The following is a 24,155-nucleotide window of genomic DNA, read 5'->3' on the forward strand; positions in this document are numbered from 1 at the left end:
ACGGGCGACCTCAAGGTCGCCCATTTTTCGCGCTACGGCACCGACATCTCGTTACGGAAGATATTCAACGGGTCCCAGTGTTGTTTGGTTCGGCGCAGACGGTTTTCGATGACGGTGTCGGGGAAGAAGATCCCGTACCAGAGTGGGTTCTTGGCGTTGGCAGGGTCGCCGCCGACGTGGGTCATGTCCAGGTCCGGATAGTTGATGTAGCAACCTTCGAACTCGCTGTTGAGCGGCACCCCGACATCGTTGGCAAAGGCCTGGAAAAACAACCCTTGGATCCACCGTGCATGGGCCTGGTCCGAGGCCTCGCTTGCGTCGCGCCAATAACATTGCGGCTGCCACTTCAAGTAAGAAGAGCGCTGCGCGGCCGATGATTCTTGGCGCACCGCGCAAGCTGGTTCGTTGATGCGCCCGCCGAATGACTGGATCTGGATGAGGCTCTGGGTCAGGTCGTTGTTGGGGTCGTCCAGGGTCAGCGTGTCCCAGATGGCTTGCAGTACCTGAGGTGTGAAAACACCTTTCTGATACGCCGATTTGTACCGGCCCCGTTGGTTATCGCCCGAGCCGTTCAATGTTTGCTGGCACGGCAGCCAATCCAGACGTTGAGCCGTCGCGCGGGCTGAGAGCAAAGAGTTGATCGTGCGTCCGGCAGCGTTGCTGCGCGGCAGGTGGATTACGTGAAATGGAACCAACGATTCGGTAGCGGGCAGGTTGATAGCGGCGAGCATTCGGGTGACGAAATCATCGAACGGGGCCTGATCGTTCAGCTCTCCGTTCTTGTCCACATAGTGAATACCCAGCGTGACGTTACCGGTGTGCTGATGACGCATCTCCAGTTTGGTCGCCAGGCCCCAGGTGTCGGGGTTGCTCTGGTTATCGGCGAACCACGACTGATAGGCCGCCAGCAGATTGTCGAGCGCGGGTTTGGTCAGCACGTTCCAATCCCATTCCAGCACCAGCCACAGCACTTCCTTTGGCGCAACGGGGAGGTCTTTGAAGTAATAGCTGGTGATGATGCCGAACTGCCCTCCCCCTGCACCGCAGCACGCCGCGAAGAGGTCGAGCTCATCGGCGTCGCTGCTGTCCCGCGAGACATGCACCGGTTTCAGCCCGGTTCCCTCTGTGTTCGGCACGAGCATGTCGACACCGTCCAGCCAGTCGCAGACCAGTCCGTGTCTGCGCGACAGCAGACCATAGCCTCCTCCGCAGATATGTCCGCCCAGACCGACCGAATAACAGGAGCCGCCGGGCAGCGTTTTTCCGGCCAGTTTGTACAGCGCCACATAGGCATCCCAATTTTGCGCACCCGCTTCCAGGCGAAACCCATAGCGGTAGGGCAAGCCGGACACCAGCTGGGATTGGATCTGCCCATCGGCGTCATAAACCAGTTGGTTCATTTGCCCGATGTCCAGGATCGACAACTGCTCGTCGGGGGCGTTGGGCATTTTGTTGGCGACAAACCCTTCGTAACAGTGGCCGCCGCTACGCACGGTGATTCGGCCATTGGGAATCGCCAGCGCATCTGCGGCGGCGGCGATGATGTCTTGATGGCTGTGGCAGATATAGATGCGGCTGGCACCATTGGGCGATGACTCACCCGGCCTATTGTCACGTGGCCAGCGCAGGTTGAAACCTTTCTGCAAGGTTGAATGGCGGCGGTCCGAGGGGTGGATGAGATCAAATGCCATGCTGTACTCCTGAGAGCCAAAAATGACTTCTGATGCGACTAACTTAACGGCCGAGTGGCAAGAAAGGCGGGGGCTTGCAGAGGCGGTCAGACAACAATAGGCATGAAGTGCGTTGAGGGGCGAACGGAATGTTCACCCCTCAAGCCTAGCGCAAGGAACGAAACCGGCACGCTTACTTACGTGCGTTACGGACACCTTCGGCCAGCGCCGCGCAATGGCTCAACACGCCATCGATGGCTTGCTGGTCGTTGCTGGCATTGGCGATGTGGTCGATCAATGCCGAACCCACCACCACGCCGTCCGCCAGGCGTGCGATAGCCGCGGCTTGTTCCGGCGTGCGGATCCCGAAACCGATGCTGATCGGCAGGTCGGTATGGCGACGCAGGCGGGTCACGGCCTCTTCGACGTGTTCCAGGGTGGCGGCGCCGGCACCGGTCACGCCGGCTACCGACACGTAGTACACAAAGCCGGAGCTGCCGTTGAGCACGGTCGGCAGGCGCACGTCGTCGGTGGTCGGCGTGGTCAGGCGGATAAAGTCGATGCCCGCGGCCTGGGCCGGGTCGCACAGCTCGCCGTTATGCTCCGGCGGCATGTCGACCACGATCAGGCCGTCGACACCGGCCTCTTTGGCATCGCTGATGAACGTCGGTACGCCGTATTTGTGGATCGGGTTGAAGTAGCCCATCAACACCAGCGGGGTGTCGTTATTGTCCTTACGGAACTCGCGGACCATCTGCAGGGTTTTCGCCAGGTTCTGCCTGGCCTCCAGCGCACGGATGTTGGCCAGTTGGATGGCCGGGCCATCGGCCATCGGGTCGGTGAAGGGCATGCCCAGCTCGATCACATCGGCGCCGGCGGCCGGCAGGCCCTTGAGGATCGCCAGCGAGGCGTCATAACCAGGGTCGCCGGCGGTGACGAAGGTCACCAGGGCGGCGCGGTTTTGTTCCTTGAGTTGCGCAAAGCGGGTTTGCAGGCGGCTCATCAGTGTTTCTCCTGCTGGGACTGTTCCATGTGGTGCATCACGGTCTGCATGTCTTTGTCGCCACGGCCCGACAGGTTGACCACCATCAGGTGATCCTTCGGCAGGGTCGGTGCGCGCTTGAATACTTCAGCCAGGGCATGGGCGCTTTCCAGTGCAGGAATAATCCCTTCCAGGCGGCAGCATTTGTGGAAGGCATCGAGGGCTTCGTCGTCAGTCACCGAGGTGTACTGCACGCGCCCGATGTCGTGCAACCAGGCGTGTTCAGGGCCGATGCCGGGGTAGTCGAGGCCGGCGGAAATCGAGTGGGCGTCGATGATCTGGCCATCGTCGTCCTGCAGCAGGAAAGTGCGGTTGCCGTGCAACACACCTGGTACGCCACCGTTGAGGCTGGCGGCGTGCTTGCCGGTTTCGATGCCATGGCCGGCCGCTTCAACACCGATGATCTCGACGCTGGTGTCATCCAGGAACGGGTGGAACAGGCCCATCGCGTTGGAGCCACCGCCGATGCACGCCACCAGGCTGTCCGGCAGGCGGCCTTCCTGGGCTTGCAGCTGGGTGCGGGTTTCTTTGCCGATCACGGCCTGAAAGTCGCGCACCATCGCCGGGTAGGGGTGTGGGCCGGCCACGGTGCCGATCAGGTAGAAGGTGTCGTCGACGTTGGTCACCCAGTCGCGCAGGGCTTCGTTCATCGCATCTTTGAGGGTGCCGGTACCGGCCACCACCGGGATCACTTCGGCGCCCAGCAGCTTCATGCGGAACACGTTGGCCTGCTGGCGCTCGATGTCGGTGGTGCCCATGTAGATCACGCATTGCAGGCCAAAGCGCGCCGCCACGGTGGCGGTGGCCACGCCGTGCATGCCGGCGCCGGTTTCGGCGATGATGCGTTTTTTGCCCATGCGCCGCGCCAGCAGGATCTGGCCGATGCAGTTGTTGATCTTGTGCGCGCCGGTGTGGTTCAGCTCTTCACGTTTGAGGTAGATCTTGGCACCGCCGCAGAACTCGGTCAGGCGTTCGGCGAAATACAACGGGCTTGGGCGGCCAACGTAGTCGCGCTGGAAGTAGGCCAATTCCTCATTGAACGCCGGATCGATCTTGGCCGCTTCGTATTCGCGGGCCAGGTCGAGGATCAACGGCATCAGGGTTTCAGCGACGTAGCGGCCGCCGAACGCGCCAAACAGGCCGTTGGCGTCTGGGCCGTTGCGTAAATCGGTCTGGGACTGAGTCATGGGACGCTCCAGGAAAGAAGGGTGTAGGAAACAATGAGGGCCACTCTACCCCTGACACGCTACGCTGAAAACCGATAAGATCGCTGCAACCTGTCAGGAAAACTCACAGATGAGCCGAGACCTTCCTCCCCTCAATGCCTTGCGCGCATTTGAAGCCACCGCTCGCCTCAACAGCGTGAGCCAGGCGGCTGAGCAATTACACGTGACCCACGGTGCGGTCAGCCGGCAGCTGAAAGTGCTGGAAGAGCACTTGGGTGTCAGCTTGTTCGTCAAGGAAGGGCGCGGCCTTAAACTCACAGATGCCGGTGTTCGGTTGCGCGACGCCAGCTTCGAGGCGTTTGAGCGCTTGAGAGGTGTGTGCGCCGAACTCACTCAAAGCAGCGCGGACGCGCCGTTCGTGCTGGGGTGCTCGGGCAGTCTGCTGGCGCGTTGGTTTATTCCGCGCCTGGGCCGCTTGAACACCGACCTGCCCGACCTGCGCCTGCATCTGTCGGCAGGCGAAGGCGATCTGGACCCGCGTCGCCCGGGGTTGGACGCGCTGCTGGTGTTCGCCGAACCGCCGTGGCCGGCGGATATGCAGGTGTATGAACTGGCCAGCGAGCGCATCGGCCCGGTGATGAGCCCGCGTTTCGCCAGTTACGAGCAGCTGCGCCAGGCGCCCGCTTCTGCCCTGTGTGGTGAAGCCCTGTTGCACACCACGTCGCGTCCACAAGCCTGGCCCAGTTGGGCGCGGCAACACGGTATCGAGCCCGGCGCGCTGAAACATGGCCAGGGGTTCGAGCATTTGTATTATCTGCTGGAGGCGGCGGTGGCCGGGTTGGGTGTGGCAATCGCGCCGGAGCCGCTGGTGGCAGAGGACCTGCGCGCGGGTCGTCTGGTGGCGCCGTGGGGTTTCAGCGAAACCCCGGCGCACTTGGCATTGTGGTTGCCCAAGCGCGCCGCGGACGGGCGCGCTCGGCAACTGGCGCAGTGGCTCAAGGCTGAGCTGATGCGCCAACCGGTTTAGTCACCGCGCTTGCACAGCAGGTAAGCCGCCAGCAGGCCCAATGCGCCCACAGCCACACCGGCTGTAGTCCATGGGTGGTCTTGTGCGTAGTCACGGGTGGCAACCCCGGTTTCGCGGATTTTGACTTTGCTTTCTTCGTAGGCATCGCTGATCAGGTGGCGCGAGTGCTTGAGCGCATTCTCGGCATTGCTTTTCAGGGCCTTCAGGGTCTTGCGCGACTCATCGGACGCATCGTCCTTGAGGCTTTCAAGGGACTTGAGCAGGCTCGAAATCTCGGCTTCCATGCTTTCCAGCGACGCTTTGCGTAAAGAAGTGTTGGCCATGTGGACTCTCCTGAAGTGATTGAGTGGCGTGTGTAGATACCGACTCCGGCGGTTTCAGAAAGTGCAGTAAATCTGAACTTTCGGGTAGGAACGGTCGCCAGAGTCAGTATGAACTTTGACTGCTAGGCTTTATTGACGACCCTCAGGAGAAACGCCATGTCTGACCATCACACCTATAAGAAAGTCGAATTGGTGGGCTCGTCCACCACCAGCATCGAAGAGGCGATCAACAACGCCCTGGCCGAAGCCAGCAAGAGCATCAAGCACTTGGAGTGGTTTGAGGTGACCGAAACCCGTGGTCACATCAAGGATGGCAAAGCCGCGCACTTCCAGGTCACGCTCAAGGTGGGATTCCGAATTGCCAGCAGTTGATCCGCTGAGTTGAACTTGCTGGCTGGCCGATTGCCATAACCTGCGCTACAACGATGGGGTGCCGATGCCATGCGCGTCGGCACGTTCTTTTTTCGATCAGCGCAAGGAAAGTAACGGATGAAGACGTTTCTGCTAGCGGTAGGTTTGTTGAGCATTGCGGGCACAGCCCTGGCGGCGGGCAAGCCTTGTGAAGAGCTGAAAAGCGAGATCGCAGCGAAAATGGACGCCAAGGGCGTTTCGGGTTATTCGCTGGAAATCGTGGATAAAGGCGCCTCCACCGACGCTCAAGTGGTCGGCAGCTGCGAAGGCGGCACCAAGGAAATCGTCTACAAGCGCGGTTAATTCCGTGTTGCAGACCTGAAGCCGACGCACCTGTGGCGAGAGAGCAAGCTCCCTCGCCACAGGTGCGTCGGTTTTTTTTCGCCTGGGGTTTAGCCCTTCATCAACTGCGCGAGCAGTTCGTAGGAATGAATCCGGTCGGCGTGTTCATACAGGTCGCAGGTGAAGATCAGTTCGTCGGCACCGGTTTGCTCGATCAGCACTTCCAGCTTGGCGCGGATCTTCGCCGGGCTGCCGACCATGGCCAGGCCGAGGAAACTGCCGACCGCGTCTTTTTCATGGGGCAGCCACAGGCCATCCATGGTGTTGACCGGGGGGCGCTGCACCAGGCTCTGGCCGCGCATGAGCGCAAGAATGCGCTGGTACACCGACGTAGCGAGGTATTCGGCCTGCTCGTCGGTGTCGGCAGCCACCAGAGGAATGCCGAGCATCACATAGGGCTTGTCCAGCACCGCCGACGGTGTGAAGTGATTGCGATACACGCGAATTGCCTCATGCATCAGGCGTGGTGCGAAATGCGAGGCGAACGCGTAAGGCAAACCGCGCTCCCCCGCCAGCTGTGCGCTGAACAAGCTGGAGCCCAGCAACCAGACCGGCACGTTGGTGCCGGTACCCGGAACGGCGATGACACGTTGATCGGGGGTGCGCGGGCCCAGGTAGGCCATCAACTCGGCCACGTCTTCCGGAAAGTCGTCGGCGCTGCCGGAGCGTTCGCGGCGCAGGGCGCGGGCGGTCATCTGGTCGGAGCCGGGCGCGCGGCCCAGGCCCAGGTCGATGCGGCCGGGGTAGAGGCTTTCCAGGGTGCCGAACTGTTCGGCGATCACCAGCGGCGCATGGTTGGGCAACATCACGCCGCCGGAGCCGACGCGGATGGTCGAGGTGCCGCCGGCCAGGTAGCCCAGCAAGACCGAGGTGGCCGAACTGGCGATACCATCCATGTTGTGGTGTTCGGCCACCCAGAAACGGTTATAGCCGAACTTTTCCACGTGTTGGGCAAGATCCAGGGAGTTACGCAGCGACTGCGCCGGGCTGCCGTTGGCCCGAACGGGCACCAGGTCGAGGGTCGAGAACTTCACTTCGGACAGCGATTTCATAAGCCTGCTTCTCCAAATAGGGGCGCAGGCTTCTTAGACGAACCAAAACCTGCCGCTTCATGTGCATGTTCTATGCAATGAGGGCATATACCCGAGATTCAATAGTGAGCGCGAAAATTCCTACTTATTTACTGGGTTTCTCTTACGACTGAACTTTGCCAAAGCTTCTATCCTCAGAACCTTACTGACGCAAAACCACCGTACGAGGAGAAAGCTATGAGTATCGTTAAAAAGGCATCCGCGCATTGGGAAGGTGATCTGAAGACCGGCCTGGGTTCCATTTCCACTGAGACTGGTGTGCTGCGCGACGCGCCCTACGGCTTCAAGGCACGTTTTGAAGGTGGCAAGGGCACCAACCCGGAAGAACTGATCGGTGCGGCGCACGCCGGCTGTTTCTCCATGGCGTTTTCCATGATTCTCGGTGACGCCGGCCTAAAGGCTGACAGCATCGATACCCAGGCTGAAGTGACGTTGGACCAAGTGGAGGGTGGTTTTGCGATTACCGCTGTGCACCTGATCCTCAAGGCCAAGATCCCAGGTGCAAGCCAGGCGCAGTTCGATGAGCTGAGCAAGAAGGCCAAGGAAGGGTGCCCGGTGTCCAAGGTACTCAATGCAACCATCACGCTGGATGGCACGCTCGTCAACTGACGCAGTCCGGGAAATACCGCAGGTCCAATGTGGGAGCGAGCAAGCCTCGTTCCCACATTTAGTTCTGCCTTAAATCAGAACTCCCGTTTCGCAAATGTGGTCCTATAGCTCATGCAGTCATAGCCGCACACTCGTGCGCAATGCATTCAGGGAGCTTCACCTATGAAACGTTTTGCCTTGGCGATCATCTGCGGTGCGTTGGCCACTTCGGCCGTGGCCGCTCCAAAAGATTGTGAAGAGCTCAGGAAGGAAATCGAAGTGAAGATCCAGGCCAAGGCGATTCCGTCCTATACCCTCGAAATCATCACTGCCGAAGAAGCCAAGAACCATGACAGCGCGATGATTGTCGGTTCGTGCGAAAACGGCACCAAGCGCATCATCTATCAGAAGAACAACGACTGATCAGAGGCAGTTCACGCTGCGTTCTTCAGCCAATAATTGGCGAGCCGCGTTATACAGGCGAATATTCGGCGTGTAGGCCAATGAGCGCCCTTCAAGGCGATAACGTTGGCCAGCTTCGAAATGGTCGTACTGCACGGTAATGAAGCAGGTTCGGTCGATGGTTTGCCCAAACCCGCTCAAGCTGCCGCCGGCAGGCACTTCAAAATCAAAACGTACCATTAGCTCGTGGCGGCCTGGCGGCACTTGGAAGTAGCGCCCATCGTCAAGGTTCTTGCCGTCCAGGCGTTGCGCCATGATCAGCTTGGCGCCCGGCGTCGGCGTGGCGAAATCAACCCAGGCCTGCTTCGGATCAGCCGGCGGCACCGGGGTTGAAGTGCAGGCACTGAGGACTATGAAGGCGATGGGAAGTAAGCACTGACGCATGGCAGGCACTCTCGACGGCGGGGAAGGATGAGCCGGGAAGCAAGCTCTCTGTCAGTATAAACACGAACAAATCACCGAGGAGCAGTCGGGGCATGGTCAGGCGTTTTCTTCCAGGGTTGATGGTCGTGCTGCTCAGTGGTTGCTCCAGCGTCAGTTATTACAGCCAATTGGCAGACGGCCAGTGGCAGCTTTTGCGGGCGCGGGAGCCGGTTACGCAGGTCATCGCCGACCCATCCCGCCCGCAGCCACTGCGTGACCATCTTGCTCAATCACAAAAAGCGCGAACCTTCGCCAGCGAGCACCTGCACCTGCCCGACAATCAGAGTTACCGGCTATACGCCGATATTGGCCGGCCCTATGTGGTCTGGAATGTCTTCGCCACGCAGGAATTTTCTCTATCGCCTGAGAACCATTGTTTCCCCATTGCCGGCTGCGTGGCCTATCGCGGTTATTACAGCCAGGGCGCGGCGCGGGGCGAGGCGGCGTTATTGCGCCAGCGGGGCATGGACGTGTCGATTGGCGGCGTCGAGGCCTATTCCACCTTGGGTTGGTTCAATGACCCGATCATCAGTTCGATGATGAACTGGGGCGATGAGCGTCTGGCCACGCTGATTTTCCATGAGCTGGCGCATCAGCGCTTCTATGTTAAGGACGACACCGAATTCAATGAGTCATTCGCCACCTTCGTCGAGCAGGAAGGCACCCGGCAATGGCGCGCGTCCCGTGGCCTGGCGCCTTTGAGCAATGCGACATTGAAGCAGCGCGACCAGTTTATCCAGCTGATCCTCGATACCCGCAAACGCCTGACCACACTCTACGGCCAGCCCTTGGCGGCCGATGCGATGCGTCAGGCCAAGACGGCGGAGTTCGAACGCTTGCGCAGTGAGTATCGGCAGTTGCGCGATAGCCAATGGGGGGGCGATAAGCGCTACGACGCTTGGATCAACCAGCCGATGAACAACGCGCGTTTGCTGCCATTCGGGCTGTATGACCAGTGGGTGTCGGCGTTTGCGGCGTTGTTCAGGCATGAAGGAGGGGATTGGGTGAAGTTCTACGCAGCGGTGGAGAAGATCGGTGGGTTGCCGCTGGTGCAACGCAAGGCAACGTTGAAACAGTTGGAAGGTGCCGGCCTTTAGGGCCTCACCGCATGAATGCCTGATGCATCTGAGCCAATGTTTCAAAGTGCCAGGTCGGTGCTTCGGCATTCAATTCCTCGAAACTGCCAAACCCGTACCCCACCGCCGCCGAATCCAGCCCGTTGCTGCGCGCGCCGATCAGGTCATGCTTGCGATCGCCAATCATCAAGGTGGTGCTTGGATCCAGGCGTTCCTCGCTCAGCAAATGTGCAATCAGCTCGACCTTGTTGGTGCGCGTACCGTCCAATTCGCTGCCGTAGATCACTTTGAAGTGCTTTGCGAAGTCGAAATGCCGGGCGATCTCACGGGCAAATTCCCACGGCTTGGAGGTGGCCACATACAGCTGACGCCCCTGGCCGTTCAATGCTTCCAGCAGAGGCATCACCCCGTCGAACACGCGATTTTCATACAGACCGGTGACCTTGAAGCGTTCGCGGTAGAAGTTCACCGCCTCCCAGGCCTTGGCTTCATCGAAGTCATAAAACTGCATGAACGCCTGCAGCAGTGGCGGGCCGATGAAGTGTTCGAGTTTGGTCAGGTCCGGTTCGTCGATGCCCAGTTTACCGAGAGCGTATTGGATCGAACGGGTAATGCCTTCACGCGGGTCGGTGAGGGTGCCATCCAGGTCGAACAGCACGGTTTGATAGGGCAGGTTCACTGGTCGAACCCTTCTGCCAGGTGCAGGTCTTTGAGCTTCACGTAGTTCGCGGCGCTGTAGGTGAAAAAGGCCCGTTCCTTGTCCGTCAGGGCGCGGACCTGTTTAACCGGGCTGCCCACGTACAGAAAACCGCTGTCGAGTTTTTTGCCCGGCGGCACCAGGCTGCCGGCACCGATGATCACATCGTCTTCTACCACCGCGCCGTCCATCACGATGCTGCCCATGCCGATCAGGATGCGGCTGCCGATGGTGCAGCCATGGAGCATGACTTTGTGAGCAATCGTTACGTCGTCGCCGATCAGCAGGGGGAAACCGTCAGGATTGAACGGCCCTGCATGGGTGATGTGCAGCACGCAGCCATCCTGCACGCTGGTGCGCGCGCCGATGCGGATGCGGTGCATGTCGCCGCGAATCACGGTCAGCGGCCATACCGAGCTGTCGGTGCCGATTTCGACATCGCCGATCACCACCGCCGAAACGTCGACAAAAGCCCCGGCGCCCAGGGTTGGCGTGTGGTTCTGATAGGTGCGAAGGGTCACGATAGCCTCTCTCTCTTCTGCTGATAGCTGCGGTGGGTGTTGATTGTAATTAAGATGGCCCCATCTTTGTTCTTACATGTTTCTTCAGCCAAGGTATCAACCGTGAGCGCGAACAACCCTCTTCTGCAGTCCTACGACCTGCCGCCGTTCTCGGCGATCCGTGCCGAGCACGTCCAGCCGGCCATCGAACAGATCCTCGCTGACAACCGCGTGGCCATCGAAGGCATCCTGCAAAGCCAGGGTAAAAACCCTACATGGGCCGGCCTGGTGCTGGCCATGGACGAACTCAATGACCGCCTGGGCGCTGCCTGGAGCCCGGTCAGCCACCTCAACGCTGTGTGCAACAGCGCTGAGCTGCGCGAAGCCTACGAGGCATGCCTGCCGGCATTGAGCGCCTACTCTACCGAGATGGGCCAGAACCGCGAGTTGTTCCAGGCCTTCGAAGCGCTGGCCAACAGCCCGGAAGCCGCCGGTTTCGACGTGGCGCAGAAAACCATCCTGGAGCACTCCCTGCGCGATTTCCGTCTGTCGGGTATCGACTTGCCACCCGAGCAGCAGAAGCGCTACGCCGAAGTGCAAAGCAAACTCTCCGAGCTGGGCAGCAAGTTCTCCAACCAACTGTTGGACGCCACCCAGGCCTGGACCAAGCACGTCACCGATGAAGCCATCCTCGCCGGCCTGACCGACTCGGCCAAGGCGCAAATGGCCGCCGCTGCCCAGGCCAAAGGCCTCGACGGCTGGCTGATCACCCTGGAGTTCCCCAGCTACTACGCGGTAATGACCTACGCCCAGGACCGCGCCCTGCGTGAAGAACTCTACGCTGCCTACTGCACCCGTGCGTCGGACCAGGGCCCGAATGCCGGTCAGAACGATAACGGCCCGGTGATGGAACAGATCCTCGACCTTCGCCAGGAACTGGCTCAACTGCTGGGCTATGCGTCCTTCTCCGAATTGAGCCTGGCCACGAAAATGGCTGACTCCAGCGACCAGGTGCTGAGTTTTCTGCGTGACCTGGCCAAGCGCAGCAAGCCGTTTGCCGCCCAGGACCTGCAACAGCTCAAGGCCTACGCCGCCGAACAAGGCTGCGCCGACCTGCAAAGCTGGGACAGCGGTTTCTATGGCGAAAAACTGCGCGAGCAGCGCTACAGCGTGTCCCAGGAAGCCCTGCGCGCCTACTTCCCCATCGATAAAGTGCTTGGCGGCCTGTTCGCCATTGTGCAACGTCTGTACGGCATCGAGATCGCCGAGCAGAAAGGCTTCGACACCTGGCACCCGGATGTGCGCCTGTTTGAAATCAAGGAAAACGGCCAGCACGTCGGCCGCTTCTTCTTCGACCTGTATGCCCGCGCCAACAAGCGTGGCGGCGCCTGGATGGACGGCGCCCGCGACCGTCGTCGTACCGTCGACGGCGTGCTGCAAAGCCCGGTGGCCAACCTGGTGTGCAACTTCACCCCGGCCGACAGCGGCAAGCCTGCCCTGCTGACCCATGACGAAGTCACCACCCTGTTCCACGAGTTCGGCCACGGCCTGCATCACCTGCTGACCCGCGTCGAACATGCTGGCGTGTCCGGTATCAACGGCGTGGCCTGGGATGCGGTGGAGTTGCCGAGCCAGTTCATGGAGAACTGGTGCTGGGAGCCGGAAGGCCTGGCGCTGATCTCCGGTCACTATGAAACCGGCGAGCCGCTGCCCCAGGACCTGTTGGAAAAAATGCTCGCGGCGAAGAACTTCCAGTCCGGGCTGATGATGGTTCGCCAGTTGGAATTTTCACTGTTCGACTTCGAGTTGCACGCCACCCACGGCGACGGCCGCAGTGTGGCGCAAGTGCTGGAAGGCGTACGCGACGAGGTGTCGGTGATGCGTCCGCCGGCCTACAACCGTTTTCCTAACAGCTTCGCGCATATCTTCGCCGGCGGTTACGCGGCGGGTTATTACAGCTACAAGTGGGCCGAAGTGCTGTCGGCGGATGCCTTCTCCAAGTTCGAAGAAGACGGCGTGCTCAATGCCGACACCGGGCGCGCCTTCCGTGAGGCGATCCTGGCGCGCGGCGGTTCCCAGGCACCGATGGTGCTGTTCGTCGACTTCCGCGGACGCGAGCCGTCGATTGACGCACTCTTGCGCCACAGCGGCCTGAGTGAGGACGCGGCAGCATGAGCGAAGGGCCTGTGATCACCAAAAAGCAATTTATCGCCGGGGCGGTGTGCCCGGCGTGCAGCGAGCCTGACAAGCTCAAAATGTGGACCGAGGACAGCGTGCCACACCGCGAATGCGTGGCCTGCGGGTATACCGACACCCTCAATGACCAAGGGTTGTCGGTGCCCAAGGAATTGGGCACGCGGGTCAATACGTCGGCGCTGAAAGCCCCTGACCCCAAGGTGCAGGCGGTGCAGTTTTTTCCTAACCCCAAGCTGAAAAAAACCTGACACGACCCCCGCTGTAGGAGCGAGCTTGCTCGCGAAGAACGTCATTGATGACGCGGGCATCCTGAATGCCCGCAGTGTCCTTGCTTTTTTCGCGAGCAAGCTCGCTCCTACCTTTAGGGTTTTATGGCGGGGCTGCCTGCTGTATTCATCCAATCCTTCATCGAGCACAGCGCAAACGCGCTGGTGCTGCACTCGCCATTCGCCAAGGCTGTACGCAACTTGTCGATATCGGCTCGCATCATGTAGCGAATGCCGTCCTTGAAGCCGTTGCTGCTGCCGAAGCCGCCCAGGGTCATTTCGTTCAGCGCCTCTTCCTTGCTCCATCCCTGAACCACCACGCGATACATCGCCGCCATCAGGCCGGTGCGGTCCGAGCCGTGTTTGCAGTGCATCAACACCGGGCCGCTGGCTTCGGCTGTCTGGATCGCTCTCAGAGCAGCCAGCACGTCGGAATCATCCACATGATTGGTGCGATAACTCAGCTGTACTTGCCGGATGTCGGGTGCTTTCAGCCAGTCGGCGTCGGATTCCGGCAGGAAATTGATCACGGTACCGATCTTGAGTTTCTCCAACAGCGGCCCCGCGTTGCCGTCCGGTCGCGCGCTGCGGTAGAGCGTGGGTGTCATCTGATAAAGGTTGTACTGATCGCCCACGGGTTGGGCCCATTCAGGCGAGCGAATGGACGTGCTCTCGTCGGCTTGAGCACATGCGGTGGCGAGCAATGCGATGAGTGCCAGGCCGAGGGCTGGCCACCATTGATTCTTGGGCATGAGCGACGTAACCGAATAGGGCGTGGATGGAGTGTGCGCAGATTCGTTTACAGGGGGTCAACGGGGTGTCAGGCAGGCGTCAAAGAATCGTGAATCCTCAGTCTTTAGTCGCTGAAACGATTCGGCGGATGCTTAGCCTGCTATCATTTGTAACTATTGATTGCTTCTGCGTTCTACCCCCGGTGGATCGTCAGGTCCCACTCACTGCCCGAAACGACAAGCCGCTCCCAAGAAGCCGCTGAACAAATCCGTGACCACATGATGAGGTGCCCCCATGTCTGATCAAGATCAAGACAACCCCCGGCGTGACTTTCTACGCAAATCCTTGACCTTGATCCCGGTGGTCACGGTTGCCAGTACCGGCCTTGGCGGCTCGATGCTGATGGCTACGCCTGAGCCGGCCCAGGCCGAGCCAGTCAAACCTGTAACGAGCGACAAGGCGTACGAGCCGAGCTATTTCACCGCCGAGGAATGGGCGTTTATCAACGCCGCCGTCGAGCGCCTGATCCCGGCCGATGCCCAAGGCCCAGGCGCCCTGGAAGCCGGCGTGCCCGAGTACATCGACCGTCAGATGAACACGCCGTATGCCAGTGGCGCGCTGTGGTTCATGCAAGGCCCGTTCAACGCCGATGCCGCGCCGGAGATGGGCTGGCAGAGCAAATTGGTGCCCAAAGAGATCTATCGCCTGGGCATCGCCGCTACGGATGCGTGGTCGAAGGCGTTCAACGGTAAAGCTTTTGCTGCTCAAGACAGCGCTACCCGAGACGATATGCTGCGCCGCCTGGAGGCTGGCGGCAGCGAAGTGTCGGCGCATTTCGACGCAGTGCCACCCAAGATGTTCTTCAACCTGCTGCTGCAAAATACCAAGGAAGGCTTCTTCTGCGACCCGATTCACGGCGGTAATAAGGGCATGGTCGGCTGGACCATGATCGGCTTCCCTGGCGCGCGCGCCGACTTCATGGATTGGGTGGAACGTAACGAGCAGTACCCCTTCCCGGCTGTTTCCATCCGCGGCGAGAGGGCATAAACGTGGCGACCATCATGAAAAAAGTTGACGCGGTGATTGTCGGATTCGGCTGGACCGGCGCGATCATGGCCAAGGAGCTGACGGAAGCAGGTCTCAACGTGCTGGCGCTGGAGCGCGGCCCGATGCAGGACACTTACCCTGACGGCAACTATCCCCAGGTCATCGATGAATTGACCTACAGCGTGCGCAAAAAACTCTTCCAGGACATCTCCAAAGAGACCGTGACCATTCGCCATAGCGTGAAGGATGTCGCCCTGCCCAACCGCCAACTCGGCGCTTTCCTGCCGGGCAATGGCGTGGGCGGTGCGGGCCTGCACTGGTCGGGCGTGCACTTTCGCGTCGACCCGATGGAGCTGCGCATGCGCAGCCACTACGAAGAGCGTTACGGCAAGCACTTCATTCCCAAGGACATGACCATCCAGGACTTCGGCGTCAGCTACGAAGAGCTGGAGCCGTTTTTCGATTACGCCGAAAAAGTCTTCGGGACCTCCGGCCAGGCCTGGACGGTGAGAGGGCAACGGGTGGGCGAAGGCCGAGGTGGCAACCCCTACGCACCGGATCGCTCCAACCCGTTCCCTTTGGAGGCGCAGAAAAACACGGTGTCTGCCCAACTGTTCCAGAAAGCTGCCGCCAGCGTGGGCTACAAGCCCTACAACCTGCCGTCAGCCAATACCTCGGGACCGTACACCAACCCCTATGGTGCGCAGATGGGTCCATGCAACTTCTGCGGATTTTGCAGCGGCTACGTGTGCTACATGTATTCCAAGGCTTCTCCGAATGTGAACATCCTGCCGGCGTTGCGCCAGGTGCCGAACTTCGAACTGCGGCCCAATTGCCATGTGCTCAAGGTCAACCTCGATAGCACCAGGAGCAAGGCCACCGGCGTGACTTACATCGATGCCCAGGGTCGGGAATGCGAGCAGCCGGCGGATCTGGTGATTCTCGGCGCGTTTCAGTTCCACAATGTGCGGCTGATGCTGCTGTCCGGAATCGGCAAGCCTTACGACCCGGTGACCAATGAGGGTGTGGTAGGCAGGAACTTTGCCTACCAGAACATGGCGACCATCAAGGCGTTCTTCGACAAGGACACCCACACCAACAACTTTATCGGCGCCGGCGGCAATGGCGTGGCGATCGATGATTTCAACGCGGATAACTTCGACCATGGCCCGCACGGTTTTGTGGGGGGCTCGCCGATGTGGGTCAACCAGGCGGGCAGCCGGCCGATTGCCGGCACCTCCAACCCGCCGGGCACGCCGGCCTGGGGGAGTGCCTGGAAGCGCGCCACCGCCGATTACTACACCCATCAGGTGTCCATGGATGCCCATGGCGCCCACCAATCCTACAGGGGGAACTACCTGGATCTGGACCCGGTGTATCGCGATGCCTACGGCCTGCCATTACTGCGCATGACCTTCGACTGGCAGGAAAACGACATCAAGATGAACCGCTTCATGGTCGAGAAAATGGGGAAGATCGCCGAAGCGATGAACCCCAAGGCCATTGCCGTGCTCGGCAAAAAGGTCGGCGAGCACTTCAACACTGCGGCCTACCAGACCACCCACCTCAACGGTGGCGCGATCATGGGCACCGACCCGAAAACCAGTGCGCTGAACCGTTACCTGCAGTGCTGGGATGTACACAATGTGTTTGTCCCGGGCGCGTCCGCTTTCCCACAAGGCTTGGGCTACAACCCTACCGGTCTGGTGGCGGCGCTGACCTATTGGTCGGCCCGGGCGATCCGCGAGCAGTACCTGAAAAACCCCGGCCCACTGGTTCAGGCATAAGGAGCGATGACCATGAAAGTATTTGTTATCGCGATGTTTGCATTGCTCAGCAGTTGCTCGATAAGCGCCGCTGAAAGCGACCTGATCAAACAGGGCGAATACCTGGCCCGCGCCGGCGACTGCGTGGCCTGCCACACTGCCAAGGGCGGCAAACCCTTCGCCGGCGGCCTGCCGATGGAAACCCCGATCGGTGTGATCTATTCCACCAACATCACCCCGGACAAGACCGGTCTGGGCGACTACAGCTTCGAAGACTTCGACAAGGCTGTGCGCCATGGCGTCGCCAAGAGCGGTAGTACGCTTTACCCGGCGATGCCGTACCCCTCTTATGCACGTGTCAGCGACAGCGATATGCAGGCGCTGTATGTGTATTTCATGAAGGGCGTGGAGCCGGTAGACCAGTCAAACAAGGACAGTGATATTCCCTGGCCCTTGAGCATGCGTTGGCCACTGGCGGCGTGGCGCTGGATGTTTGCTCCTGAGGTGGCGGATAAACCGGCGGCGGCGGATGCCGACCCGGTGATCAGCCGGGGGGCCTACCTGGTGGAGGGCCTCGGTCACTGCGGCGCGTGCCATACACCGCGTGCCCTGACCATGCAGGAAAAAGCCCTGAGTGCTACCGACGGCAGTGACTTCCTGTCGGGCAGCGCACCGCTTGAAGGTTGGATTGCGAAAAGCCTGCGCGGCGACCACAAGGATGGCCTCGGCAGTTGGAGCGAAGAGCAATTGGTGCAATTCCTCAAGACCGGCCGCAGTGATCGCAGTGCCGTGTTTGGCGGCATGAGCGATGTGGTCGTGCACAGCATGCAGTACATGTCGGAAAACGACCTGACCGCTATCGCCCGTTACCTCAAGAGCCTGCCGGCGGTGAACCCTGACGATGTGCCGCACCAGTACGACAAGCAAGTGGCCGAGGCCCTGTGGAAAGGCGATGACAGCACGCCGGGCGCGTCGGTGTATATCGACAACTGCGCAGCCTGCCACCGTACCGACGGCCATGGATATACCCGGGTATTCCCGGCGCTGGCGGGCAACCCGGTGTTGCAGACCGCGGATGCCACTTCGTTGATCAACATCGTGTTGAACGGCGGTACGTTGCCCGCCACCCATACGGCACCGTCTACCTTCACCATGCCGGCGTTTGCCTGGCGTCTGTCGGACCAGGAAGTGGCGGATGTGGTGAGTTTTATCCGTGGCGGCTGGGGCAATAAAGGGGCGCCGGTGAAAGCCAGCGAGGTGGCGGACCTGCGCAAGAACGATATGCGCACGACCTCGGGGGACGATCTGGGGCAGGTGACGCAAAAGCACTGATTTTTCGCGGGCCGCCAAACGGCACTGGTCAGAAACCCCACGCCTCGGTACTGTATATAAAAACAGTATCGAGGCGTTTTTATGTCGACTCCGCTGCCGCCCCGTGGCCGGGGCACGGCCACCAACCTGCACAACCGTTTCGCGCCCACCATCAGCGTGGTCGAGGACGATGGCTGGTATCAGGAAGTGCCACAGACCCAAGGCACCGAAGTGCGCATCGAAACGGCCAAGACCATCATCACGCGCAATAACTCGCCGGATCTGCCGTTCGATCGCTCGATCAACCCTTATCGTGGCTGCGAGCATGGCTGTATCTACTGCTATGCGCGGCCCAGCCATGCCTATTGGGACATGTCGCCTGGGCTCGATTTCGAAACCAGATTGATCGCCAAGCACAACGCCGCCAATGTGCTGGAGCAACAGCTGTCGAAGCCCGGCTATGTGTGCGCGCCGATCAACCTGGGCTCCAACACCGACCCTTATCAGCCGATCGAGCGCGAACACATGCTCACCCGGCAAATCCTTGAAGTGCTGCTGCGTTACCGGCATCCGGTGACTATCATCACCAAGGGGTCGTTGATCCTGCGCGATCTTGACCTGCTCACCGAGCTGGCCGGGCAACGCCTGGTGGCGGTGATGATCAGCCTTACCAGCCTGGACGACGAACTCAAGCGCATCCTGGAACCGCGTACGGCGACGCCCAAGGCGCGGTTGCGAGCGATTCGGGTGATGCGTGAGGCGGGCATCCCGGTGGGCGTGCTGTGTTCACCGATGATCCCGATGATCAACGACAGTGAACTTGAGAGTCTGCTGGCCGAGGCCCATGCCGCCGGTGCGCAGAGCGCCGCCTACATGATGCTGCGCCTGCCGCTGGAGGTGGCGCCACTGTTCGAGGAGTGGCTGGCGGCGCATTACCCACAGCGCGCAGCCCATGTGATGAGCCTGGTGCGCCAGGTACGCGGTGGCGAGGTGTATGACAGTCGGTTTGGCGTACGCATGCGTGGCGAAGGGCCGTTTGCCGACCTGCTGGCCCAGCGTTTCAGCAAGGCGATCAAACGCCTGGGGCTCAACCGTCGGGAAGGGTTCAACCTGGATTGCACGGCGTTTTGTCCGCCGGGTAGACAGATGGCATTGTTGTAGACTGATGAGGAGTGATACATCCTTTCTGTATAAATAGTCGCGTTTTGACATCACTGAAAGCCGCGAGCTAGAGCGGTTGATTCAGTTTGAGTTAAGTTTCGATCGATACCTTGTTCAGCGAGTGACTATTGGGTCGGCACCGAGGTCCGTGGCGTTTTTAAAACTATTCCACTGGCCAGGCGTCGAACCGACCTGAAAACTCCCCTGCATTAATCAAGAGGATGAATCATGAGTGACAAGGATAAACAGCCGTTGGCTGCGTCGGCTTCAGCCACTCAAGTGGCGGAGTCCGCCGATGCAGCGTTGAAGCATATCGTTGACGGTTTTTTGCATTTTCATCACGACGTCTTCCCCCAGCAGGAAGAGCTCTTCAAGAAACTCGCCACGGCTCAGAGCCCGCGGGCGATGTTCATTACCTGCGCAGACTCGCGCATCGTGCCCGAGCTGATTACCCAAAGTTCTCCTGGCGACCTGTTCGTGACACGTAACGTCGGCAATGTGGTGCCGCCTTATGGCCAGATGAATGGCGGTGTCTCCACGGCCATCGAGTACGCGGTACTTGCCTTGGGCGTGCAGCACATCATTGTCTGTGGGCACTCCGATTGCGGCGCCATGCGTGCGGTACTCAACCCCGATAGCCTGGAGAAGATGCCGACGGTCAAGGCCTGGCTGCGGCATGCCGAGGTCGCCAAGACCATGGTCCACGACAACTGCGACTGCGCCAGCGAAGGCGAGAGCATGAAGGTGCTCACCGAAGAAAACGTCATCGCCCAGTTGCAGCATTTGCGCACCCACCCTTCCGTGGCCTCGCGCATGGCCAATGGTCATTTGTTTATCCATGGCTGGATCTACAACATCGAGACCAGCGAGATTCGGGCCTACGATGCGGACCAGTCTGCGTTTCGACCGTTGAACGGCACCGAGCCGATTCCTTCCGCGACGCCTAAAGCGCGCTTCTAAAACACTTCCCTGCCGGGTAAAGCGGTGGCTGCCACGGACGCAGTCAGGCTTTACCGCGCCCGGCGAATGCCTCGGGAGAGTCATCATGCGTGCTGCTCAATTGAAAGCTGTGTTGCCACGGGAGCTGCTTGCCTCCGTGGTCGTGTTTCTGGTCGCCCTGCCCTTGTGCATGGGGATCGCCATTGCGTCCGGCATGCCGCCGGCCAAAGGTCTTATCACCGGCATTATCGGTGGCCTGGTGGTGGGTTGGCTGGCGGGGTCGCCGCTGCAGGTCAGTGGCCCGGCGGCGGGTTTGGCGGTGCTGGTATTCGAGTTGGTGCGTCAGCACGGCATGCTGATGCTGGGGCCGATTCTGCTGCTGGCGGGCTTCCTGCAACTGGTGGCCGGGCGTTTGCGCCTGGGTTGCTGGTTCCGGGTTACGGCGCCGGCTGTGGTGTACGGCATGCTGGCGGGGATCGGCGTGCTGATTGTGCTCTCGCAGATTCACGTGATGCTCGACGGCGCGCCCAAACCGTCGGGGCTGGATAACCTGACGGGCTTCCCGGCTGCGTTGGCTGAGGCGATCCCTAGCCTCGGCGGTGGCGTTGGCTGGCAAGCGGGGTTGCTCGGCTTATCGACGATGCTGGTGATGTACGCGTGGGATAAGTTGCGCCCGCAATCATTGCGGTTCGTGCCTGGGGCCCTGCTTGGCGTGGGGTTGGCGACCGGGGCAAGCCTGGTGCTGGCATTACAGGTCAAGCGCGTGGAAGTCCCGGAAAACCTGGCAGACGCCATTGACTGGCTGCGCCCCAGTGACTTGCTGAACCTGGCCGACCCGCAGCTGTTGATTGCCGCATTCGCCGTGGCGTTCATCGCCAGTGCCGAAACCCTGCTGTCGGCGGCGGCGGTCGACCGTATGCACAGTGGCCAACGTTCGGACTTCGATAAGGAACTGTCCGCCCAGGGTATTGGCAACATGCTCTGCGGCCTGGTTGGCGCCTTGCCGATGACCGGTGTGATCGTGCGCAGCTCGGCCAACGTCCAGGCCGGCGCCACCACGCGTTTGTCGGCAATGTTCCATGGCGTGTGGTTGCTGGGCTTTGTGTTGTTGCTGTCGAGCGTGCTGCAAAGCATTCCGGTGGCGAGCCTGGCAGGCGTGCTGGTGTACACCGGGATCAAGTTGGTGGACATCAAGGCGTTCAAGGCGTTGGGGCGGTACGGGCGGATGCCGATGTTTACCTATGCGGCCACGGCGCTGGCGATCATCTTTACCGACCTGCTGACCGGTGTGCTGGTGGGCTTTGGCCTGACCCTGGTGAAGCTGGCCTTCAAGGCATCACGGTTGAAAGTCAGCCTGATCGACTTGCCCCAGGACGGCGAGATGGAGCTGCGCCTGACGGGGGCGGCGACCTTTCTGAAGGTGCCGGCGTTGACCCAGGTGCTGTCGGTGGTACCCGCAGGGACTACCCTGCATGTGCCGCTCAATAACCTGAGTTACATCGACCATTCCTGCCTGGAGTTGCTGGAGGAATGGGGGCGGGCCAATGCGGCCAAGGGTTCGAGGCTGGTGATCGAGGCGCGGGGGTTGAAGCGCCGGCTGGAAGGGCGGATTCGCACGACGACGAGGATTGGCTCCGCAGCCGTCTGAGCGTCACAAAAACCTGTGGGAGCGTGCTTGGTCGCGAAAGCGGTGGGTCAGTCAACATCAATGTTTGCTGGGCCGACGTCTTCGCGAGCAAGCCCGCTTGTTCGGTATCAGCTCAGCATTCAGGCTGGCTGATCCAGCTCCAGCTCAACTCCCAGCTGCCGCGACAGGCATGGCCAGCGCTTCCACGCCGCTTCCGTATTCGGGCTCTTGAGCGTTTCGCGGTAGGTTTCTACCGACTCCAGCGCAAAGCTGTCCTCGTTGAGCATCTCATCCACGGCCAGGTGCACGGCTTCGTCCAACTGGTTGGCAAACGGCTCTCCGATGAGCTGGTGGGCGATCAGGTTAGCCACGGTGGTGTCCGCCGGAATCAACGGCTGACCGAAATGCTTGATATACAGATCGTTTACTTCTTCCACCAGGCGATGGGCCAGGTAAGCCTCGTCCAGCAGGCCGTCGAGCCCTTCGTGGCCCTCCAGGATCGCCGGCGGTTGCAGGAAGAAGTGTTCGGCGATTTTCAGCACCGGTTTGATCTGGCTTTCGATCCCGGCTTCACGGGCCACGTCATTGGCGGCGTCGAGCAAGTCCGGTACGAGGTCGATATAGGCGGTCACAAAGCGGGTCATGACGATGTTGCGATCGCCGTCAGTCAGGGAAATGGCCGTGTGCAGGTGCGGCAATTGCTTTTCCAATTGCTTGGCAAGCTGATGGGTGCTGGATTCGTGTTGATGGGCACGGGAAATCTGCTCGCGCAATGCGGCGGTGTTCATGAAAGCTCCAGTGAAGCAGGCGTAGGAATAGGGACAGCATAAGGTAGCTCGTTTATACGAGCCCCTAAGACGCATTCGTCATAATTATTTCATGGTTATGCACGTGTGTTATATCGAATTGCCATCGTTTGTCGGATAAACGATTCCGCCCCCGAGTTTACGGGCTTCGGCCACGCCTTTTTGGCTCATTTGTCCCTGCACATTGCGGGGTTGCAGTCCCTGTCTATACTCGGGTTTGTACGCAATTAGCTGATGACGCCAGACTGCATAAGCAGGTGAGGCTAAGCGGTTGTAAGCAGTATGGAAGCCGCTCCCTTCGACGCAGGTGCAAACCGGCGGGATAACAAGAACGATAAGGGGAACCCGCAATGATGCGACATCCACACGTTTGGATGGGCCTCCTGTTGTGGTCGGTATTCGGCCAGGCGCACGCCGCCTGGACCACGAATATGGCGCCAGGGGCGACAGAAGTCAGTCACGCTGTGTTCGACCTGCATATGACCATTTTCTGGATCTGTGTGGTGATCGGCATCATCGTGTTTGGTGCCATGTTCTGGTCGATGATCCTGCATCGACGCTCCACCGGCCAGGTGGCGGCCAAGTTCCACGAGAGCACGACCGTGGAAATCCTCTGGACCATCGTGCCGTTGCTGATCCTGATTGCGATGGCCATTCCGGCGACCAGGACCCTCATCAACATCTACGACAGCAGTGAGTCGGATATCGATATCCAGGTCACCGGCTACCAGTGGAAGTGGCACTACAAATACCTGGGCCAGGACGTGGAGTTCTTCAGCAACCTGGCCACGCCCGCCGAGCAGATTCACAACCAGGCCACCAAGGGCGAACACTACCTGCTGGAAGTCGATCAGCCGCTGGTGCTGCCGGTGGGCGCCAAAGTGCGCTTCCTGGTCACTGCGGCCGATGTGATCCATTCCTGGTGGGTGCCGGCCTTCGCGGTCAAGCGCGACGCCATTCCCGGCTTCGTCAATGAGGCCTGGACCCGTATCGAGAAGCCCGGCATCTACCGTGGTCAGTGCGCCGAACTGTGCGGCAAGGACCACGGTTTCATGCCCATCGTGGTCGAGGTCAAGTCCAAGGCCGACTACGACACCTGGCTCGGAGAACGCAAGGCAGAGGCCACCAAGCTCAAGGAGCTGACCTCCAAAGAGTGGACGCTGCAAGAGCTGGTGGCCCGAGGCGACAAGGTCTACCACACCACTTGCGTGGCCTGTCACCAGGCCGAAGGCCAGGGCCTGCCGCCGATGTTCCCGGCGCTCAAGGGCTCGAAAATCGCCACCGGGCCTGCCGCCGATCACCTGAGCCTCGTCTACCACGGCAAGCCCGGTACCGCGATGGCGGCGTTCGGCAAGCAGCTCTCGGAAGTGGATATTGCTGCCGTGGTGACCTACGAGCGCAATGCCTGGGGCAACAACAAAGGCGACATGGTCACGCCTAAAGACGTGCTGGCCATTAAGCAGGCGGAAAGCAAATGACTTACTTC

At 60.4% G+C, this 24,155-nt stretch carries 25 protein-coding genes; 15 read left to right on the top strand and 10 right to left on the bottom strand.

Features of this window, described 5'->3' with window-relative positions:
* Positions 1 to 32 precede the first annotated feature (32 nt).
* The 3 genes from AB4O05_RS05085 to trpB all read right to left on the bottom strand — a co-directional run bounded on the left by AB4O05_RS05085 (position 33) and on the right by trpB (position 3,899).
* Positions 33 to 1,691, bottom strand: coding sequence for an FAD-dependent oxidoreductase (locus AB4O05_RS05085; protein ID WP_460132532.1), 1,659 nt, complete (start codon positions 1,689 to 1,691; stop codon positions 33 to 35).
* 172 nt (positions 1,692 to 1,863) lie between these two features.
* Positions 1,864 to 2,673 (bottom strand): tryptophan synthase subunit alpha, encoded by an 810-nt coding sequence (gene trpA / locus AB4O05_RS05090; RefSeq protein WP_460132531.1) that lies wholly within the window; start codon positions 2,671 to 2,673, stop codon positions 1,864 to 1,866.
* Positions 2,673 to 3,899 (bottom strand): tryptophan synthase subunit beta, encoded by a 1,227-nt coding sequence (gene trpB / locus AB4O05_RS05095; protein WP_027608134.1) that lies wholly within the window; start codon positions 3,897 to 3,899, stop codon positions 2,673 to 2,675. The genes trpA and trpB overlap by 1 nt, the downstream gene beginning before the upstream one ends.
* Before the next feature lie 109 nt (positions 3,900 to 4,008).
* Here trpB and AB4O05_RS05100 point away from each other — a divergent pair, with 109 nt between their 5' ends.
* On the top strand, positions 4,009 to 4,905 hold the full coding sequence (locus AB4O05_RS05100) for a LysR family transcriptional regulator (RefSeq protein WP_460132529.1): 897 nt from the start codon (positions 4,009 to 4,011) through the stop codon (positions 4,903 to 4,905).
* Here the strand turns inward: AB4O05_RS05100 and AB4O05_RS05105 are convergent.
* Complete coding sequence (locus AB4O05_RS05105; RefSeq protein WP_460132527.1) at positions 4,902 to 5,228, bottom strand: ElaB/YgaM/YqjD family protein; 327 nt, start codon at positions 5,226 to 5,228, stop codon at positions 4,902 to 4,904. The genes AB4O05_RS05100 and AB4O05_RS05105 overlap by 4 nt on opposite strands.
* Before the next feature lie 156 nt (positions 5,229 to 5,384).
* Here AB4O05_RS05105 and AB4O05_RS05110 point away from each other — a divergent pair, with 156 nt between their 5' ends.
* Together AB4O05_RS05110 and AB4O05_RS05115 are read left to right on the top strand one after the other, a co-directional pair.
* On the top strand, positions 5,385 to 5,600 hold the full coding sequence (locus tag AB4O05_RS05110) for a dodecin (protein ID WP_017848986.1): 216 nt from the start codon (positions 5,385 to 5,387) through the stop codon (positions 5,598 to 5,600).
* Between the two features lie 117 nt (positions 5,601 to 5,717).
* A complete protein-coding gene (locus AB4O05_RS05115; protein WP_460132525.1) occupies positions 5,718 to 5,942 on the top strand; it encodes a DUF1161 domain-containing protein in 225 nt (74 codons plus the stop codon).
* Between the two features lie 89 nt (positions 5,943 to 6,031).
* Here AB4O05_RS05115 and AB4O05_RS05120 read toward each other — a convergent pair whose 3' ends face one another.
* Positions 6,032 to 7,033, bottom strand: coding sequence for an LLM class flavin-dependent oxidoreductase (locus tag AB4O05_RS05120; RefSeq protein WP_460132524.1), 1,002 nt, complete (start codon positions 7,031 to 7,033; stop codon positions 6,032 to 6,034).
* Between the two features lie 216 nt (positions 7,034 to 7,249).
* Here AB4O05_RS05120 and AB4O05_RS05125 point away from each other — a divergent pair, with 216 nt between their 5' ends.
* Positions 7,250 to 7,681: an OsmC family protein gene (locus AB4O05_RS05125; RefSeq protein ID WP_460132523.1), complete on the top strand. Its 432-nt coding sequence runs from the start codon at positions 7,250 to 7,252 to the stop codon at positions 7,679 to 7,681.
* 162 nt (positions 7,682 to 7,843) lie between these two features.
* On the top strand, positions 7,844 to 8,083 hold the full coding sequence (locus tag AB4O05_RS05130) for a DUF1161 domain-containing protein (RefSeq protein WP_460132522.1): 240 nt from the start codon (positions 7,844 to 7,846) through the stop codon (positions 8,081 to 8,083).
* Here the strand turns inward: AB4O05_RS05130 and AB4O05_RS05135 are convergent, their stop codons facing one another.
* The gene (locus AB4O05_RS05135; protein WP_460132520.1) at positions 8,084 to 8,506 is read right to left on the bottom strand and encodes a PA0061/PA0062 family lipoprotein; all 423 of its coding nucleotides are present in this window, start codon (positions 8,504 to 8,506) and stop codon (positions 8,084 to 8,086) included.
* 92 nt (positions 8,507 to 8,598) lie between these two features.
* On the opposite strand from AB4O05_RS05135, the gene AB4O05_RS05140 reads away from it, so the two are divergent.
* A complete protein-coding gene (locus tag AB4O05_RS05140; RefSeq protein WP_460132519.1) occupies positions 8,599 to 9,642 on the top strand; it encodes an aminopeptidase in 1,044 nt (347 codons plus the stop codon).
* 4 nt (positions 9,643 to 9,646) lie between these two features.
* Here AB4O05_RS05140 and AB4O05_RS05145 read toward each other — a convergent pair whose 3' ends face one another.
* Both AB4O05_RS05145 and AB4O05_RS05150 read right to left on the bottom strand, forming a co-directional pair.
* Positions 9,647 to 10,300 carry an HAD family hydrolase gene (locus tag AB4O05_RS05145; protein WP_460132517.1) on the bottom strand — a complete coding sequence of 218 codons (654 nt, stop codon included), beginning with the start codon at positions 10,298 to 10,300 and terminating at the stop codon, positions 9,647 to 9,649.
* Complete coding sequence (locus AB4O05_RS05150) at positions 10,297 to 10,839, bottom strand: gamma carbonic anhydrase family protein (protein WP_460132516.1); 543 nt, start codon at positions 10,837 to 10,839, stop codon at positions 10,297 to 10,299. The genes AB4O05_RS05145 and AB4O05_RS05150 overlap by 4 nt, the downstream gene beginning before the upstream one ends.
* Positions 10,840 to 10,893: 54 nt before the next feature.
* Here AB4O05_RS05150 and prlC point away from each other — a divergent pair, with 54 nt between their 5' ends.
* Both prlC and AB4O05_RS05160 read left to right on the top strand, forming a co-directional pair.
* Positions 10,894 to 12,993, top strand: coding sequence for an oligopeptidase A (gene prlC, locus AB4O05_RS05155; RefSeq protein WP_460164845.1), 2,100 nt, complete (start codon positions 10,894 to 10,896; stop codon positions 12,991 to 12,993).
* Positions 12,990 to 13,262, top strand: coding sequence for a YheV family putative zinc ribbon protein (locus tag AB4O05_RS05160; RefSeq protein ID WP_460132512.1), 273 nt, complete (start codon positions 12,990 to 12,992; stop codon positions 13,260 to 13,262). The genes prlC and AB4O05_RS05160 overlap by 4 nt, the downstream gene beginning before the upstream one ends.
* Positions 13,263 to 13,375: 113 nt before the next feature.
* Here AB4O05_RS05160 and AB4O05_RS05165 read toward each other — a convergent pair whose 3' ends face one another.
* Positions 13,376 to 14,032: a phosphatase domain-containing protein gene (locus AB4O05_RS05165; protein WP_460132510.1), complete on the bottom strand. Its 657-nt coding sequence runs from the start codon at positions 14,030 to 14,032 to the stop codon at positions 13,376 to 13,378.
* Between the two features lie 274 nt (positions 14,033 to 14,306).
* On the opposite strand from AB4O05_RS05165, the gene AB4O05_RS05170 reads away from it, so the two are divergent.
* From AB4O05_RS05170 to AB4O05_RS05195, 6 genes are all read left to right on the top strand, one after another.
* The gene (locus AB4O05_RS05170; RefSeq protein WP_460132509.1) at positions 14,307 to 15,059 is read left to right on the top strand and encodes a gluconate 2-dehydrogenase subunit 3 family protein; all 753 of its coding nucleotides are present in this window, start codon (positions 14,307 to 14,309) and stop codon (positions 15,057 to 15,059) included.
* Between the two features lie 2 nt (positions 15,060 to 15,061).
* On the top strand, positions 15,062 to 16,846 hold the full coding sequence (locus AB4O05_RS05175; RefSeq protein ID WP_460132507.1) for a GMC family oxidoreductase: 1,785 nt from the start codon (positions 15,062 to 15,064) through the stop codon (positions 16,844 to 16,846).
* A gap of 12 nt (positions 16,847 to 16,858) precedes the next feature.
* A complete protein-coding gene (locus tag AB4O05_RS05180; protein WP_460132505.1) occupies positions 16,859 to 18,157 on the top strand; it encodes a c-type cytochrome in 1,299 nt (432 codons plus the stop codon).
* Positions 18,158 to 18,238: 81 nt separating this feature from the next.
* Positions 18,239 to 19,297, top strand: a complete 1,059-nt coding sequence (locus tag AB4O05_RS05185) for a PA0069 family radical SAM protein (protein WP_460132503.1) — start codon at positions 18,239 to 18,241, stop codon at positions 19,295 to 19,297.
* 228 nt (positions 19,298 to 19,525) lie between these two features.
* Positions 19,526 to 20,257 (top strand): carbonic anhydrase, encoded by a 732-nt coding sequence (locus AB4O05_RS05190; RefSeq protein WP_460132501.1) that lies wholly within the window; start codon positions 19,526 to 19,528, stop codon positions 20,255 to 20,257.
* Positions 20,258 to 20,342: 85 nt separating this feature from the next.
* Positions 20,343 to 21,884, top strand: a complete 1,542-nt coding sequence (locus tag AB4O05_RS05195) for a SulP family inorganic anion transporter (protein WP_460132499.1) — start codon at positions 20,343 to 20,345, stop codon at positions 21,882 to 21,884.
* A gap of 119 nt (positions 21,885 to 22,003) precedes the next feature.
* On the opposite strand, the gene AB4O05_RS05200 is transcribed toward AB4O05_RS05195, so the two are convergent.
* Positions 22,004 to 22,651 (bottom strand): hypothetical protein, encoded by a 648-nt coding sequence (locus tag AB4O05_RS05200; RefSeq protein WP_460132497.1) that lies wholly within the window; start codon positions 22,649 to 22,651, stop codon positions 22,004 to 22,006.
* Between the two features lie 368 nt (positions 22,652 to 23,019).
* Between AB4O05_RS05200 and coxB the strand changes: the two genes are divergently transcribed.
* Positions 23,020 to 24,147 (top strand): cytochrome c oxidase subunit II, encoded by a 1,128-nt coding sequence (gene coxB, locus AB4O05_RS05205; RefSeq protein ID WP_460132496.1) that lies wholly within the window; start codon positions 23,020 to 23,022, stop codon positions 24,145 to 24,147.
* The last annotated feature ends 8 nt before the right edge of the window (positions 24,148 to 24,155 follow it).

The sequence above is a fragment of the Pseudomonas sp. S1_G07 genome (genome assembly GCF_054668565.1).

Coding starts and splice junctions, on each gene's coding strand:
- AB4O05_RS05085 (WP_460132532.1), bottom strand. CDS start 1,691: ATGGCATTTGATCTCATCCACCCCTCGGACCGCCGCCATTCAACCTTG.
- trpA (WP_460132531.1), bottom strand. CDS start 2,673: ATGAGCCGCCTGCAAACCCGCTTTGCGCAACTCAAGGAACAAAACCGC.
- trpB (WP_027608134.1), bottom strand. CDS start 3,899: ATGACTCAGTCCCAGACCGATTTACGCAACGGCCCAGACGCCAACGGC.
- AB4O05_RS05100 (WP_460132529.1), top strand. CDS start 4,009: ATGAGCCGAGACCTTCCTCCCCTCAATGCCTTGCGCGCATTTGAAGCC.
- AB4O05_RS05105 (WP_460132527.1), bottom strand. CDS start 5,228: ATGGCCAACACTTCTTTACGCAAAGCGTCGCTGGAAAGCATGGAAGCC.
- AB4O05_RS05110 (WP_017848986.1), top strand. CDS start 5,385: ATGTCTGACCATCACACCTATAAGAAAGTCGAATTGGTGGGCTCGTCC.
- AB4O05_RS05115 (WP_460132525.1), top strand. CDS start 5,718: ATGAAGACGTTTCTGCTAGCGGTAGGTTTGTTGAGCATTGCGGGCACA.
- AB4O05_RS05120 (WP_460132524.1), bottom strand. CDS start 7,033: ATGAAATCGCTGTCCGAAGTGAAGTTCTCGACCCTCGACCTGGTGCCC.
- AB4O05_RS05125 (WP_460132523.1), top strand. CDS start 7,250: ATGAGTATCGTTAAAAAGGCATCCGCGCATTGGGAAGGTGATCTGAAG.
- AB4O05_RS05130 (WP_460132522.1), top strand. CDS start 7,844: ATGAAACGTTTTGCCTTGGCGATCATCTGCGGTGCGTTGGCCACTTCG.
- AB4O05_RS05135 (WP_460132520.1), bottom strand. CDS start 8,506: ATGCGTCAGTGCTTACTTCCCATCGCCTTCATAGTCCTCAGTGCCTGC.
- AB4O05_RS05140 (WP_460132519.1), top strand. CDS start 8,599: ATGGTCAGGCGTTTTCTTCCAGGGTTGATGGTCGTGCTGCTCAGTGGT.
- prlC (WP_460164845.1), top strand. CDS start 10,894: ATGGCCCCATCTTTGTTCTTACATGTTTCTTCAGCCAAGGTATCAACC.
- AB4O05_RS05160 (WP_460132512.1), top strand. CDS start 12,990: ATGAGCGAAGGGCCTGTGATCACCAAAAAGCAATTTATCGCCGGGGCG.
- AB4O05_RS05165 (WP_460132510.1), bottom strand. CDS start 14,032: ATGCCCAAGAATCAATGGTGGCCAGCCCTCGGCCTGGCACTCATCGCA.
- AB4O05_RS05170 (WP_460132509.1), top strand. CDS start 14,307: ATGTCTGATCAAGATCAAGACAACCCCCGGCGTGACTTTCTACGCAAA.
- AB4O05_RS05180 (WP_460132505.1), top strand. CDS start 16,859: ATGAAAGTATTTGTTATCGCGATGTTTGCATTGCTCAGCAGTTGCTCG.
- AB4O05_RS05185 (WP_460132503.1), top strand. CDS start 18,239: ATGTCGACTCCGCTGCCGCCCCGTGGCCGGGGCACGGCCACCAACCTG.
- AB4O05_RS05190 (WP_460132501.1), top strand. CDS start 19,526: ATGAGTGACAAGGATAAACAGCCGTTGGCTGCGTCGGCTTCAGCCACT.
- AB4O05_RS05195 (WP_460132499.1), top strand. CDS start 20,343: ATGCGTGCTGCTCAATTGAAAGCTGTGTTGCCACGGGAGCTGCTTGCC.
- AB4O05_RS05200 (WP_460132497.1), bottom strand. CDS start 22,651: ATGAACACCGCCGCATTGCGCGAGCAGATTTCCCGTGCCCATCAACAC.
- coxB (WP_460132496.1), top strand. CDS start 23,020: ATGATGCGACATCCACACGTTTGGATGGGCCTCCTGTTGTGGTCGGTA.